We start from the raw sequence: 12914 nt of genomic DNA on the forward strand, positions 1-12914 counted from the left end.
GATAATGATTAGCAATCCTAGCTATAGATAAAAGCGAGCGCAAGAAGTTTGTCTCCTGCACTCGCGTTTTGTGAACCTAGACGGCGGGAGCCTGCTCGTAGGTCAGGATGTTATTGCGCCCCATGTTTTTCGCTTCATACAGGGCCTTATCCGCGCGCTGCATGGCCTGATCAATGTTGTTATCCTCCAACGGGGCTACGCCGATGCTGATGGTCACGTGGGTTGCCACGCTGGAATTGAACATATGCGGAATTTTGAGATCGTATACGTGTTGGCGAATACGCTCGGCGGTCTGCATCGCGGCCTCAATGCTGCAGTGCGGTAGCACCACCATAAACTCCTCACCGCCAAAGCGCGTCACAATATCCCTGGAACGTACGGCGTTTCGAATCGCTGCCGAAACGCGCATCAGAGCCTGGTCGCCCATCATATGGCCGTAGTGGTCGTTGTAGGCCTTGAAGTGATCAATATCCAGCAGCAGGACGGAGTGCTGCGCCTTGCCTATCGACATTAATGAATCCAGGCGGAACTGGAACCCGCGGCGGTTGTAGAGCCCGGTCAGCGGGTCGAGCATGCTCAGACCGTTCAGCGTTTCGCGCTCTTCCAGTAGTTTATACATCAGCCCCTGCGCGAACTTATCGTTACGCCGCTGGATCACATGCTGAATAGCGATGCCAACTAACGGCAGCGCCATACAGTAGGCCATTCTCCACCATTCTCCGGAAGGACTGGTTATCAGGCACACAATAAAGGTCGGCATTGAATGGAGGGAAAAGGCGACAATATTATTGGAAAAGGCAATGGTACCGACAAATAGTACGCTGAAAAGCGCTACCATCTGGAAATTGTCATTAGGTAAAGCAAGCACCAAAGTTTTACTTAAAATATGCCAGCCCCATAAGCAGCCGAATATAACCGAAACTATTAGTATATTCAGTTTTATGCTGGTATATCGCCAGTTCCATACTAGCAGCACGCTGCTGCCCACCGCTATCAGCATTGCGGGTAGTGGAAAAATATTAACGTTATATATCGGGCTGAAGACGGACAGCGTCGATGAGACCAGATTCAGAAACAAAAATAGCCGGAACGTTAGCTGATATTTTTGCGCACGCAGGGTGCGCCAGGATTGTACTGTCATTGTTGGATGTTGTAGTCAGCCTTTAATATAAGTAAATGCATCAAAAACAAGAATAATTCATGAATGCAAAGCGCAAATTCTATTTATTTAGACATGCTATTTTTTGTACAATTTATCACCATACAATATACATGTCATTAATGATTATGAAACCTTAGCGCATGAGCAGACAATTGACAAAAAACAATATATGATATTGGTAATCATTATCATTTATATGGGCTGATTCATGTTGCAACGAACGCTAGGTAGCGGCTGGGGTGTACTGATTTCGGGAAGTGCAATCGCCATATTGAGCACGATGGGGCTGTCGCTTGACGTCTGGCGCGGCGTTATCGTGTGCGGGTTGCTGCTGAGCGGCGCGATGATATGGCATCGTCGGTTACGTCACTTTGTGCTGTTACCGTCATGCATTGCGTTTGTTGGCGGTCTTGTGCTGATAACAATGAATGTAAAGCTAATGGGATGACTATCAAAAATGGGGGGGAACTACCGGGAGAGAACGAGGAGTCTGGTGCGAGGGGGGGGACTCGAACCCCCACATCCTAAGGACACTAACACCTGAAGCTAGCGCGTCTACCAATTCCGCCACCTTCGCACAGATATCTCGTTACTTTTGTTATATCGCTTCGTTGGTGCGAGGGGGGGGACTCGAACCCCCACATCCTAAGGACACTAACACCTGAAGCTAGCGCGTCTACCAATTCCGCCACCTTCGCACTCTGCGAACGATATAACGTGGTTTATGGTGCGAGGGGGGGGACTCGAACCCCCACATCCAAAGGACACTAACACCTGAAGCTAGCGCGTCTACCAATTCCGCCACCTTCGCATACCATTGACTCTTTATGAAAGAATCATTACCACGGGGCCGAATTCTAGAGATTTTACGCTGGGCGTCAACAGTTAATTATCGAACTCGGCGCGATTGCCGAAAAAAAAGGCGTTTCTTCGGTTATGGGGAGTTTATATAGCCCGGCCGAGCGTAGCGACGCCGGGAAATGCCACGGTGTAAGTCCCGGCGTCGCTACGCTCGGCCGGGCTACAGGCGATCTGATTAGGCTTTTTTCGCCTGACGGGTCAAAACGGTGCGGTACACTTTAAAACGGCCAGTCTGGGCGATGACTTCGTGGAAACCGAAGGTTTCATCCAGCACTGCCGGATACGGCAGGAAGGCGTTCGCCACGATGCGCAGCTCGCCGCCGCTGTTCAGATGACGAACCGCGCCGCGGATTAAGGTCTGGGCAGCGTCCAGGCTGGTCTGCATCCCATCGTGGAACGGTGGGTTGGAGATAATCATGTCAAAGCGACCGTTAATCTCAGAGAAGACGTTACTGGCAATGACTTCACCTTCAACACCGTTCGCCGCCAGCGTAGCGCGGCTGGCTTCGACCGCTGGAGCGCTCACGTCAGACAGGGTCAGGCGTACCTTTGGTGAATGGCTGGCAAGGGTGGCTGCCAGTACGCCAGCACCGCAGCCGACATCCAGCACTTTGCCTTTGGTATGCGGGGTAAGGGTAGAAAGCAGCAGTTGGCTACCGACATCCAGACCGTCGCGGCTGAATACGCCAGGCAGGGTCTTGATGGTCAGGTTATCCAGCTGGTACTCGCCCCAGAAACTTTCTGCGTCGAAGGTTGGCTGTTTTTCCAGACGGCCATGGTACAGGCCGCAGCGACGCGCGCTGTCGATTTTGTTCAGCGGGGCATATTCAGCCAGCATCTGCTCGGCGCTACGTACGCCGCTGCGGTTTTCACCGACGACAAAAATATCGGTACCAACCGGCAGCAGAGAAAGAATATTCATCAGCTGGAACTGGGCTTCCGGCTTGTTCTTCGGCCAGTAGTAGATCAGGGTATCGCAATCCGCGACGTCTTCTGCCTGAGCCACCAGGCTAAAGCGAACGTTGTCTTCCATCTGGCGGCTCAGCACCTGCCAGTGGTGATACTGCTGGGTATGCGCGCGGCTTGCCGCGGTTTCCAGACGTGCGGGCAGGTCATCCTGCAGATCGCCGGCAAAGAAAATACGGCTCTGTTCGAAATCATCACTGTGACGCAGCAAGACTTCACTTGCCGGGGTAAAAGCAGACATGAATTATTCCTCAATAAACTTAGGCGGGGATTATAGTGTGTAATTGGCGCAGTTTCGATGAATTTGCTATATTTGCGCCCTTGATAGACAGGAGCGTTTCACATGACATCCCGGCGAGACTGGCAATTACAACAGTTGGGTATCACCCAGTGGGCATTACGTCGCCCTGGGGCACTGCAGGGTGAAATTGCGATTACGCTTCCGCCGCATGTCAAGCTGGTGATGGTGGCCGAGGCGTTACCGCCGCTCACCGAGCCGCTGATTAGCGATATTCTCCGCGCGCTGTGCCTGACGCCGGACCAGGTTTTACCGCTGACGCCTGACCGGGTGGCGATGCTGCCGCAGGACAGTCGATGTCACTGCTGGCGTCTTGGCAACGATACGCCGGTGACGCTGGAAGGGGCGATGATTTCGACGCCTCCGTTTAATGAACTACAGGCTAGCGCGCAAGCTCGCGCCGCGCTGTGGCAACAAATTTGCGCCCATGAACACGATTTCTACCCTCAGCACGACTGATTTACCCCGCGCCTTTCAAATCGAAACGCGCGCGCATGCGTTTCCCTGGAGTGAAAAAACCTTCGCCAGCAACCAGGGCGAGCGCTATCTGAACCTCCAACTGTCCGTCGACGGTGAAATGGCCGCGTTTGCCATTACTCAGGTCGTGCTGGACGAAGCCACGCTGTTCAACATTGCCGTCGATCCTGCGTATCAGCGCCGTGGTCTGGGACGTGAACTGCTGGAACATCTCATTGATGCACTAGACGCGCAGGGCGTGGTGACGCTATGGCTGGAAGTGCGAGCCTCAAACCACGCGGCCATCGCGCTGTATGAAAGCTTAGGCTTCAATGAGGCGACAATCCGTCGCAACTATTACCCCACGGCGGACGGCCGTGAGGACGCCATCATTATGGCGCTGCCCCTCAGTATGTAAGACAAGGTGAAAAGATGAAGAAGTGGGACTGGATTTTCTTCGATGCCGATGAAACGCTGTTTACGTTTGACTCGTTTAGCGGCTTACAGCGGATGTTTCTCGACTATAGCGTGACCTTTACCGCGGAAGATTTCCAGGACTACCAGGCGGTCAACCAACCGTTGTGGGTCGACTACCAGAACGGCGCGATCACCTCGCTGCAGCTTCAGCACCAGCGTTTTACCAGCTGGGCGGAGCGTCTGAACGTGAAGCCAGGCGACCTGAACGATGCCTTTATGAACGCGATGGCGGAAATCTGCGCCCCGCTGCCGGGCGCGGTATCGCTGCTGAATACCCTGAAGGGCAAGGTGAAGATGGGCATCATCACCAACGGCTTTACATCGCTACAGCAAATTCGTCTGGAGCGCACCGGGCTTCGCGAACACTTTGATCTACTGATTATTTCTGAAGAAGTGGGCGTGGCAAAACCGGACCGCCGGATCTTTGACTATGCCCTGGAACAGGCTGGTCATCCGGACCGTTCCCGCGTGCTGATGGTCGGTGATACCGCCGAGTCTGATATCCGCGGTGGGATGAACGCCGAGTGGGCAACCTGCTGGCTGAACGCGCATCAGCGTCCACTGCCGGAAGGCATTACGCCTGACTGGACGGTGACCTCATTGCCTGAACTGGAGTTACTCCTGTGTAAACAGTGATTGCCAGCCCCCCTTTGATGGGTAAAATAGCCGCAATTTTTTCGTATTCAACCTGCGCGGTGCGAAGCCGCGCTTACTCAAGAAGATTGAATTATGACGTTGTCTCCTTATTTGCAAGAGGTGGCCAAACGCCGCACTTTTGCCATTATTTCCCACCCGGATGCCGGTAAAACGACAATCACTGAAAAAGTGCTGTTATTCGGACAGGCTATTCAGACCGCCGGTACGGTAAAAGGCCGTGGCTCCAGCCAGCATGCTAAATCTGACTGGATGGAGATGGAAAAGCAGCGTGGTATCTCTATTACCACCTCTGTGATGCAGTTCCCGTACCACGACTGTCTGGTGAACCTGCTGGACACCCCGGGGCACGAAGACTTCTCCGAAGATACCTACCGTACGCTGACGGCGGTGGACTGCTGTCTGATGGTTATTGATGCCGCGAAAGGCGTTGAGGATCGTACCCGTAAGCTGATGGAAGTTACCCGTCTGCGCGATACGCCGATCCTGACCTTTATGAACAAACTCGACCGTGACATCCGCGATCCGATGGAAGTGCTGGATGAAGTTGAGCGCGAGCTGAAAATTGGCTGTGCGCCAATCACCTGGCCAATTGGCTGCGGCAAGCTGTTCAAAGGCGTTTACCATCTCTATAAAGATGAAACTTATCTGTATCAGACCGGTAAAGGCCACACCATTCAGGAAGTGCGCATCGTTAAGGGCTTAAATAACCCGGAACTGGATGCCGCTGTGGGTGACGACCTGGCTCAGCAGCTGCGCGATGAGCTTGAGCTGGTGCAGGGCGCGTCCAACGAGTTTGATAAAGAGCTGTTCCTGGCAGGCGAAATTACCCCGGTATTCTTCGGTACCGCGTTGGGTAACTTCGGCGTTGACCATATGCTGGACGGTCTGGTGGAGTGGGCGCCGGCGCCAATGCCGCGTAAAACCGACACCCGTCTGGTGGAAGCGCAGGACGAGAAATTCACCGGCTTTGTCTTCAAAATTCAGGCCAACATGGACCCGAAACACCGCGACCGCGTCGCGTTTATGCGCGTGGTGTCCGGGAAATATGAGAAGGGCATGAAGCTGCGTCAGGTACGTATTGGTAAAGACGTGGTGATCTCCGACGCGCTGACCTTTATGGCGGGCGACCGTTCTCACGTTGAAGAAGCCTATCCAGGCGACATCATCGGTCTGCACAACCACGGTACCATTCAGATTGGTGATACCTTCACCCAGGGCGAAATGATGAAGTTCACCGGCATCCCGAACTTCGCACCGGAGCTGTTCCGTCGCATTCGCCTGAAGGATCCGCTGAAGCAGAAGCAGCTGTTGAAAGGGCTGGTTCAGCTGTCCGAAGAGGGTGCGGTGCAGGTGTTCCGTCCGATCGCCAACAACGATTTGATCGTCGGCGCGGTGGGCGTGCTGCAGTTTGACGTGGTGGTTGCGCGTCTGAAAAGCGAATACAACGTGGAAGCTATCTACGAATCGGTGAACGTCGCGACGGCCCGTTGGGTTGAGAGCAAAGACGTGAAGAAATTCGAAGAGTTCAAACGTAAAAACGAAGTTCAGCTGGCGCTGGATGGCGGTGATAACCTGACCTATATCGCCCCAACCATGGTGAACCTGAATCTGACTCAGGAACGTTATCCTGAAGTTGAGTTCCGCAAAACTCGCGAGCACTAAAAACCCCTTCAGGGTGTGGCATCCGCTGCACCCTGACGTTTTTCCTTCCTGATTAGCCGTTTGCGGAAAGTTCTTAATTCCTCCTCTTTTTTCGCTAGCTGTCTGTTTTTTGACCAGCGGAGCGGGCGATTTTAAAATTGTGATCTATATTTAACAAAGCTATGACATTTTCGTTGGCTTTAAATGCTGATAATGCGCATGCATTAAGCGCTTAAAGCTAACATTTGTTTTTGTCGCAATATTAATCACTAACTCAGGTCGTTGCGGCGGCGAAAGCGGTTGAAGGCTCATAGCAAGCGGTCGACATTAACTATGGTAAAGGAGAAGCTTATGTTTCGTTGGGGCATTATATTTCTGGTTATCGCGTTAATTGCCGCCGCATTAGGATTTGGTGGACTGGCAGGTACGGCAGCGTGGGCAGCAAAAGTTGTGTTCGTTGTCGGGATTATTATCTTCCTGGTGAGCCTGTTTACCGGGCGTAAACGGCCCTAGAACGCCACGCGTTAACGAGCATGACACCAAAGCCAGTCCAGCGGACTGGCTTTATTAGTTTTAGCCCAGCGGAAATTAGGCTACTTTGTCAGTCTGGTGAATAAAAAACAGGTAGGCAGAGGTGGGGCAGCGTATACCCGTCACGCTTGGCAATATTGCGCCATTATCGCTGAGTCGTTTCAAACCAGGCCGCACGGCACTGGTTTGTGAAGGAGGAGGGCAGCGAGGAATTTTCACTGCTGGGGTGCTTGATGAGTTTATGCGGGCACAGTTCAACCCCTTTGATCTCTACTATGGCACCTCTGCGGGCGCGCAAAACCTTTCCGCCTATCTGTGTAACCAGCCGGGCTACGGGCGCAAAGTCATCATGCGCTACACCACCCGGCGGGAGTTTTTCGACCCGGTACGTTTTGTTCGCGGCGGTAATCTTATCGACCTCGACTGGTTGGTCGACTCTACCGCAGGGCAGATGCCGCTGGCGATGGAAAACGCCGAACGCCTGTTTGAGTCGGGAAAATCTTTCTATATCTGCGCCTGCCGAAGCGATGACTATACGCCCAGCTATTTTTCACCCACCAGGCAGAACTGGCTCGATATTATTCGGGCGTCCAGCGCGATTCCTGGCTTCTATCGCCCCGGTGTCGCGCTGGATGGCGTCAGTTACCTGGATGGTGGCGTGAGCGATGCGATCCCGGTGCGCGAGGCGGCAAAACAGGGGGCTAAAACGCTGGTGGTGATCCGTACCGTTCCGTCGCAGATGTATTACACGCCGCAGTGGTTTAAACGTATGGAGCGCTGGCTGGGCGAAAGTAGCCTACAGCCGCTGATGAACCTGGTGCAGCACCATGAAACGACCTACAGTGAAACCCAGCAATTTATTGAGAATCCGCCGGGTAAGCTGCGTATTATTGAAATCTACCCGCCGAAACCGTTACTGAGTATGGCGTTAGGTAGCCGCATCCCCGCACTGCGTCAGGACTACAAGACAGGGCGCTTATGCGGCCGTTACTTTCTGGCGACCATTGGTAAACTGTTGGCTTCGACTCCGCCGTTAGTACGCCACCTCAAACGAGGCCGACCGACTCCCGTGGTTCCTGTGGTGGAAGATATGCCTGATGTTGCGATGAACGATGTACCACCAATAAACGATACACTCTTTGATGATAAGGATCTGGCGTGAACGGCCGTTTTATTGATACCCATTGCCACTTCGATTTCCCTCCATTTACCGGCGACGAAGAGGCGAGTATCCAGCGTGCGGCCGCCGCTGGCGTTAGCAAGATAATCATGCCGGCCACCGAAGCCGACAATTTCCCTCGGGTACTGGCGCTGGCCGAACGGTTTTCTCAGCTGTATGCCGCCATTGGGCTGCACCCGATCGTGGTCGAGCGTCATGGCGATGAGAGCCTGGCGCAACTGGAAGCAGCACTCGCCCTGAAGCCAGAAAAATTGGTGGCGGTGGGGGAAATTGGCCTCGATCTTTACCGGGAGAACCCGCAATTTGAACGCCAGCAGTACCTGCTGGATGAACAGTTGCGGTTGGCAAAGCGTTACGATCTGCCGGTGATCCTCCATTCGCGACGCACCCACGACAAGCTGGCGCTGCACCTGAAACGACATAACCTGCCGCGAACCGGTGTGGTACACGGTTTTGCCGGTAGCCTCCAGCAGGCGGAACGCTTCGTCCAGTTGGGCTATAAAATCGGCGTGGGGGGAACGATCTCCTATCCTCGCGCCAGTAAAACCCGAGACGTGATGGCGCAGTTACCGCTTTCATCGCTGATTCTGGAGACCGATGCGCCGGATATGCCGCTCAACGGCTATCAGGGGCAACCGAACCGCCCGGAGCGGATTGCTGATGTATTCACGCACCTCTGTTCGCTGCGAGGCGAGCCTCCGAAAGAGATAGCTTCAGCGCTGCTGGCAAATACGCACGCCCTTTTTTCACTCTCCTGAAGTGACGTAGATCTCATTACTGGCTATTCATCTGTTGCTGTTGCGTAAAACCTGTGATGTTTTGCAAAAAAGATAATTACGTAGCGTTATAATCGCCGCGATTGGTATGCCGTAATTACTATATTTTTCAATACACAGGGACTCTGTATGCAAATCCTCATGGGACTTATCGGCATGGTGGTGTTGCTCGCCATTGCCTTACTTCTTTCCAGCAATCGTAAAGCGATTAACTACCGAACCGTACTGGGTGCCTGGCTTTTGCAGATAGGTATCGGTGCGCTCATCCTCTATGTACCTGCCGGGCGTAAAGTCCTGCTGGCGATGTCCGAAGGCGTGGCTAACGTGATTGCCTACGGCAACGAAGGGATCGGCTTCCTGTTCGGCGGCCTGGTCTCCGACAAGATGTTTGAAGTCTTTGGCGGCGGTGGCTTCGTGTTTGCGCTGCGCGTACTGCCGGTTATCGTCTTCTTCTCCTCACTGATTGCGGTGCTGTACTACATCGGCATTATGCAGTTCGTGATTCGTATTCTGGGCGGCGCGCTGCGTAAGGTGCTGAAAACTTCACGCACGGAATCGCTCTCTGCCACGGCAAATATCTTTGTCGGCCAGACCGAAGCGCCGCTGGTGGTTCGTCCGTATATCGCCACCATGACCCGTTCCGAACTGTTTGCCGTGATGTGCGGCGGGCTAGCCTCGGTGGCGGGTTCCGTTCTGGCAGGCTATGCACAGATGGGCGTACCGCTGGAATACCTGATTGCGGCCTCGTTTATGGCGGCGCCTGGCGGCCTGCTGTTTGCCAAAATTATCGTGCCGGAAACGGAAACGCCGCACGACTCCCCAACGCTTGAGAAAGATACCAAGAACCCGGACGCACCGGCAAACGTGCTGGATGCTGCGGCATCGGGCGCGGCCTCCGGTATGCAACTGGCATTGAACGTAGGGGCGATGCTGCTGGCGTTTATCGCGCTGATTGCATTGCTGAACGGGATGCTCTCTGGTATTGGCGGTTGGTTCAACCATCCGGAGCTGTCGCTGCAGCTGATCCTTGGCTGGCTGTTTGCGCCGCTGGCGTGGGTGATTGGCGTGCCGTGGGGAGAAGCGACGGTGGCGGGCTCGTTTATCGGCCAGAAGCTGGTGATCAACGAATTCGTGGCCTACATGAACTTCGGTGAATACCTGAAGGCGGATGCTGAAGTGGCTGCGGCTGGCCTGCAGGTGATCTCCAACCACACCAAAGCGATCATCTCCTTCGCTCTGTGCGGCTTTGCGAACCTCTCCTCGATCGCCATTCTGATTGGCGGCCTGGGCAGCATGGCGCCAAACCGTCGTCAGGATATTGCGCAGCTCGGTCTGAAAGCCGTTGCCGCCGGGACGCTCTCCAACCTGATGAGCGCCACCATCGCGGGCCTGTTCCTCGCCCTATAAGTACAGCGCCGGAGGGATAAGCCTCGTTATTCCTCTGGCCTGTAGCGCCTGGCTGACGGCATCAATATCCGTTGGCCCGGCGCTACCCCACGCTTTTGCCTCACCGTAAACGCCGTGTGCGTGAAAGGCGTTCAGACGCACGGGAATATCCCCCAGCCCGGCGATAAACGCGCCTAGTGGCTCCGCTTCCTCCAGATAATCACTGTGCCCCGGAATAACCAGCAGCCGTAGCTCCGTCAGCATGCCGTGCTGGGCAAGCCACTGAATGCTCTGTTTGATCCGTGCGTTGCCGCGTCCGGTCAGGGCCAGATGGCGGTCGCTATCCCAGGATTTTAAATCGACCATCACCCCGTCACACACCGCTTGCAGCTTCTGCCAACCGCTTAGCGGCAGCTCGCCGTTACTGTCGACGAGGCAGGTCAGGTGCGTCAGTGAAGGCGTAGATTTCAGCGTCTGGAAGAGGGCGATGATGAACGGTAACTGCGTGGTGGCTTCGCCGCCGCTGACGGTAATACCCTCGATAAACGGTGCGACCTGCGCTATCTGCTGAATCACTTGCTCCACGCTCATGGTTTGCGCCATCGGCGTGGCCTGCTGCGGGCACATATGCAGACAGGTATCGCACTGCTGGCAAACCTCCGCCTGCCAGCTGACTTTCCCGTCGTGCACGCTTAACGCCAGGTGCGGACACTGCGGCACGCACTCACCGCAGTCGTTGCAACGCCCCATTGTCCACGGGTTATGGCAGTTTTTGCAGCGCAGGTTGCAGCCCTGCAGAAACAGGGCCAGGCGGCTGCCGGGCCCGTCGACGCAGGAGAACGGGATAATTTTACTGACTAAAGCGCATCTGCTGTTCATGGCTCACGACACGAGGTTGACGTTCCAGGATACGCGTGTTGCGTGCGGCTTCTTCGCCCAGCCACGTGGTGTTGGTGCGGGAGCCTTCATCACGGTATTTTTGCAGGTCGGACAGGCGCACCATATAGCCCGTGACGCGCACCAGATCGTTACCGCTGACGTTGGCGCTGAACTCACGCATACCGACTTTAAACGCGCCGAGGCAGAGCTGCATGACCGCCTGCGGGTTACGTTTCACGGTTTCATCCAGGGTCAGTATATCGCTGATCCCTGCGGTGTAGTGGGCGTGATGTGGGGCGACGGTGAGCAGGTGGTTTATCGGGTCCGGCTCGTCGCCGTATGGCAGACGTGCGCCTGGTGTGGTGCCAATGTCTGAGCTGATGCCGGACTGTGCGTGGAGCAGTGCGCGCTGCTGCCAGCCGTACTGTACCGGCGTACGGGCGACGAAGGCGGCAAGCTCGGCGCTGATGCGGTAGGCCAGCTGATTCGCCTGCTCGTCTTTACCGTAGCGCCCGCTAAGCCCTTCGCGCTCGCACAGGATGTTAACCGCCTCGGCGAGCGAGTAAATGCCGAACATCGGCACAAAACGGTCCGGGTCGATCAACCCTTCACTCACCAGGAAGCTATTCTCAAAGAAGTGCGACTGCTCGTAGAGGAAGCGGCAGCGCGCATCGATGATATCGACTTGCAGCTGGCAGAAACGCGGTAACACGTTGGCAAAGAAATCATCGATCGATTCACTGCGTTGCGCCACCTGCTGGAGATTCAGGCGCACCAGCGTACTGCCGCCGCCGGCAAGCGGCAGCGAGTTGTAACAGCTTACGATGCCATATTGACCATTTGTGAATATTTTATCATTTAACGGCCCGTTGGCGATGTGCGGCTTACTGCACTCGCAGATATTTTGTGCTACCTGCAGCAGCAAATCATCGGAGGTTATTTCCGGGTCGTAGATAAAGGTCAGATTTGGCGCGACCTGCTTTAACTCTGAGTCTGCACGTAATATCGCGCGGGTGACTGGCGTATCAAGCGGGCCAATATTGACGTGCGTGAACGCATCAGGGAGCGTGCGATCGAGATAGCGCCAGAAACGTTTTATTCGAATATCAATTTCATCTTGTGTTAGAATTCTAACATAAGGCGATAACAGCGCATCAAGATGACCGAGGTAAACCGGCATCGCCGTCACGGAAGGGACATGGTGGTACAAAATGGTCAGCAGCGAAAGGGCATCGTCCAGATCTTTGGCTCCCTCCAGCTCCAGCCATTCAGAACCGTTAGCCAGAAAACGCGCGTAGTCCGGCAGGACGTAACGCGGCTTATACGGCGCATGCCCTTCATACATATCGCAAATGACGCCGTCGGCCAGCGCCGCCTGCGCTTCCTCAGAGAGTTCTGGATACGGCAGGGCGTTTTCGGCCTCCAGCGCCAGAAAATGACGTTTCTGTTCTGGGGTTAACACGGAGCTTGTCACAATTTGCTGGCAGTGTTGCAGCAGTGATGAATCATTCGATGTTGGCATGTTCAGTTCCTCAGACGAGCGATAGGCGAAGTGTATGAAAAACGATGAGGCCGTCTTTTGATCCCAGCAGTCGAACGGGTGCTTTAATTACCGTTTTCGGTTCCGAAATTTGATGTATGTCT

At 54.7% G+C, this 12914-nt stretch carries 13 protein-coding genes and 3 tRNA genes; 9 read left to right on the plus strand and 7 right to left on the minus strand.

What is annotated here, in order from left to right; translation table 11 throughout:
• Positions 1–76: 76 nt before the first annotated feature.
• A complete protein-coding gene (locus AB2B48_RS21095; RefSeq protein ID WP_185668240.1) occupies positions 77–1141 on the minus strand; it encodes a GGDEF domain-containing protein in 1065 nt (354 codons plus the stop codon).
• 229 nt (positions 1142–1370) lie between these two features.
• Between AB2B48_RS21095 and AB2B48_RS21100 the strand changes: the two genes are divergently transcribed.
• Positions 1371–1610, plus strand: a complete 240-nt coding sequence (locus AB2B48_RS21100; protein ID WP_220440315.1) for a DUF1435 domain-containing protein — start codon at positions 1371–1373, stop codon at positions 1608–1610.
• A gap of 43 nt (positions 1611–1653) precedes the next feature.
• Here AB2B48_RS21100 and AB2B48_RS21105 read toward each other — a convergent pair.
• From AB2B48_RS21105 to rsmC, 4 genes are all read right to left on the minus strand, one after another.
• Positions 1654–1739 (minus strand) — tRNA-Leu (locus AB2B48_RS21105).
• 35 nt (positions 1740–1774) lie between these two features.
• A tRNA-Leu gene (locus AB2B48_RS21110) sits at positions 1775–1860 on the minus strand.
• Positions 1861–1887: 27 nt separating this feature from the next.
• Positions 1888–1973 (minus strand) — tRNA-Leu (locus AB2B48_RS21115).
• Between the two features lie 225 nt (positions 1974–2198).
• Positions 2199–3230 (minus strand): 16S rRNA (guanine(1207)-N(2))-methyltransferase RsmC, encoded by a 1032-nt coding sequence (rsmC, locus tag AB2B48_RS21120; RefSeq protein WP_368300123.1) that lies wholly within the window; start codon positions 3228–3230, stop codon positions 2199–2201.
• A 102-nt stretch (positions 3231–3332) separates the two neighbouring features.
• Here rsmC and AB2B48_RS21125 point away from each other — a divergent pair, with 102 nt between their 5' ends.
• The 8 genes from AB2B48_RS21125 (at position 3333) to AB2B48_RS21160 (ending at position 10412) form a co-directional block, all read left to right on the plus strand.
• Positions 3333–3746, plus strand: coding sequence for a DNA polymerase III subunit psi (locus tag AB2B48_RS21125; protein WP_333496076.1), 414 nt, complete (start codon positions 3333–3335; stop codon positions 3744–3746).
• Positions 3715–4161 (plus strand): ribosomal protein S18-alanine N-acetyltransferase, encoded by a 447-nt coding sequence (rimI, locus tag AB2B48_RS21130; RefSeq protein WP_185668244.1) that lies wholly within the window; start codon positions 3715–3717, stop codon positions 4159–4161. The genes AB2B48_RS21125 and rimI overlap by 32 nt, the downstream gene beginning before the upstream one ends.
• Before the next feature lie 14 nt (positions 4162–4175).
• Positions 4176–4856 carry a pyrimidine 5'-nucleotidase gene (gene yjjG, locus AB2B48_RS21135; protein ID WP_220440319.1) on the plus strand — a complete coding sequence of 227 codons (681 nt, stop codon included), beginning with the start codon at positions 4176–4178 and terminating at the stop codon, positions 4854–4856.
• A 93-nt stretch (positions 4857–4949) separates the two neighbouring features.
• The gene (prfC, locus tag AB2B48_RS21140; protein ID WP_185668246.1) at positions 4950–6539 is read left to right on the plus strand and encodes a peptide chain release factor 3; all 1590 of its coding nucleotides are present in this window, start codon (positions 4950–4952) and stop codon (positions 6537–6539) included.
• A gap of 330 nt (positions 6540–6869) precedes the next feature.
• Positions 6870–7031, plus strand: a complete 162-nt coding sequence (locus AB2B48_RS21145) for a DUF1328 domain-containing protein (RefSeq protein ID WP_185668247.1) — start codon at positions 6870–6872, stop codon at positions 7029–7031.
• A 121-nt stretch (positions 7032–7152) separates the two neighbouring features.
• Complete coding sequence (locus AB2B48_RS21150) at positions 7153–8211, plus strand: patatin-like phospholipase family protein (RefSeq protein WP_368300125.1); 1059 nt, start codon at positions 7153–7155, stop codon at positions 8209–8211.
• A complete protein-coding gene (locus AB2B48_RS21155; protein WP_368300127.1) occupies positions 8208–8987 on the plus strand; it encodes a metal-dependent hydrolase in 780 nt (259 codons plus the stop codon). Before AB2B48_RS21150 ends, AB2B48_RS21155 begins: the two co-directional genes overlap by 4 nt.
• A 147-nt stretch (positions 8988–9134) precedes the next feature.
• Positions 9135–10412, plus strand: a complete 1278-nt coding sequence (locus AB2B48_RS21160) for a NupC/NupG family nucleoside CNT transporter (RefSeq protein WP_185668250.1) — start codon at positions 9135–9137, stop codon at positions 10410–10412.
• Here AB2B48_RS21160 and AB2B48_RS21165 read toward each other — a convergent pair.
• Positions 10407–11270, minus strand: a complete 864-nt coding sequence (locus AB2B48_RS21165; protein ID WP_368300129.1) for a YjjW family glycine radical enzyme activase — start codon at positions 11268–11270, stop codon at positions 10407–10409. The genes AB2B48_RS21160 and AB2B48_RS21165 overlap by 6 nt on opposite strands.
• Entirely contained in the window at positions 11242–12792 is a 1551-nt protein-coding gene (locus AB2B48_RS21170; protein ID WP_368300131.1) for a YjjI family glycine radical enzyme, read from the minus strand. The genes AB2B48_RS21165 and AB2B48_RS21170 overlap by 29 nt, the downstream gene beginning before the upstream one ends.
• Positions 12793–12914 lie beyond the last annotated feature (122 nt).

This window comes from Kluyvera sichuanensis (assembly GCF_040930405.1).
In the GTDB taxonomy this organism is placed as follows: Bacteria; Pseudomonadota; Gammaproteobacteria; order Enterobacterales; family Enterobacteriaceae; genus Kluyvera; species Kluyvera sichuanensis.

Bases quoted from the DNA above. Each gene is read 5' to 3' on its own strand.
- AB2B48_RS21095 (WP_185668240.1), bottom strand. From the start codon at position 1,141: ATGACAGTACAATCCTGGCGCACCCTGCGTGCGCAAAAATATCAGCTA.
- AB2B48_RS21100 (WP_220440315.1), top strand. From the start codon at position 1,371: ATGTTGCAACGAACGCTAGGTAGCGGCTGGGGTGTACTGATTTCGGGA.
- rsmC (WP_368300123.1), bottom strand. From the start codon at position 3,230: ATGTCTGCTTTTACCCCGGCAAGTGAAGTCTTGCTGCGTCACAGTGAT.
- AB2B48_RS21125 (WP_333496076.1), top strand. From the start codon at position 3,333: ATGACATCCCGGCGAGACTGGCAATTACAACAGTTGGGTATCACCCAG.
- rimI (WP_185668244.1), top strand. From the start codon at position 3,715: ATGAACACGATTTCTACCCTCAGCACGACTGATTTACCCCGCGCCTTT.
- yjjG (WP_220440319.1), top strand. From the start codon at position 4,176: ATGAAGAAGTGGGACTGGATTTTCTTCGATGCCGATGAAACGCTGTTT.
- prfC (WP_185668246.1), top strand. From the start codon at position 4,950: ATGACGTTGTCTCCTTATTTGCAAGAGGTGGCCAAACGCCGCACTTTT.
- AB2B48_RS21145 (WP_185668247.1), top strand. From the start codon at position 6,870: ATGTTTCGTTGGGGCATTATATTTCTGGTTATCGCGTTAATTGCCGCC.
- AB2B48_RS21160 (WP_185668250.1), top strand. From the start codon at position 9,135: ATGCAAATCCTCATGGGACTTATCGGCATGGTGGTGTTGCTCGCCATT.
- AB2B48_RS21165 (WP_368300129.1), bottom strand. From the start codon at position 11,270: ATGAACAGCAGATGCGCTTTAGTCAGTAAAATTATCCCGTTCTCCTGC.
- AB2B48_RS21170 (WP_368300131.1), bottom strand. From the start codon at position 12,792: ATGCCAACATCGAATGATTCATCACTGCTGCAACACTGCCAGCAAATT.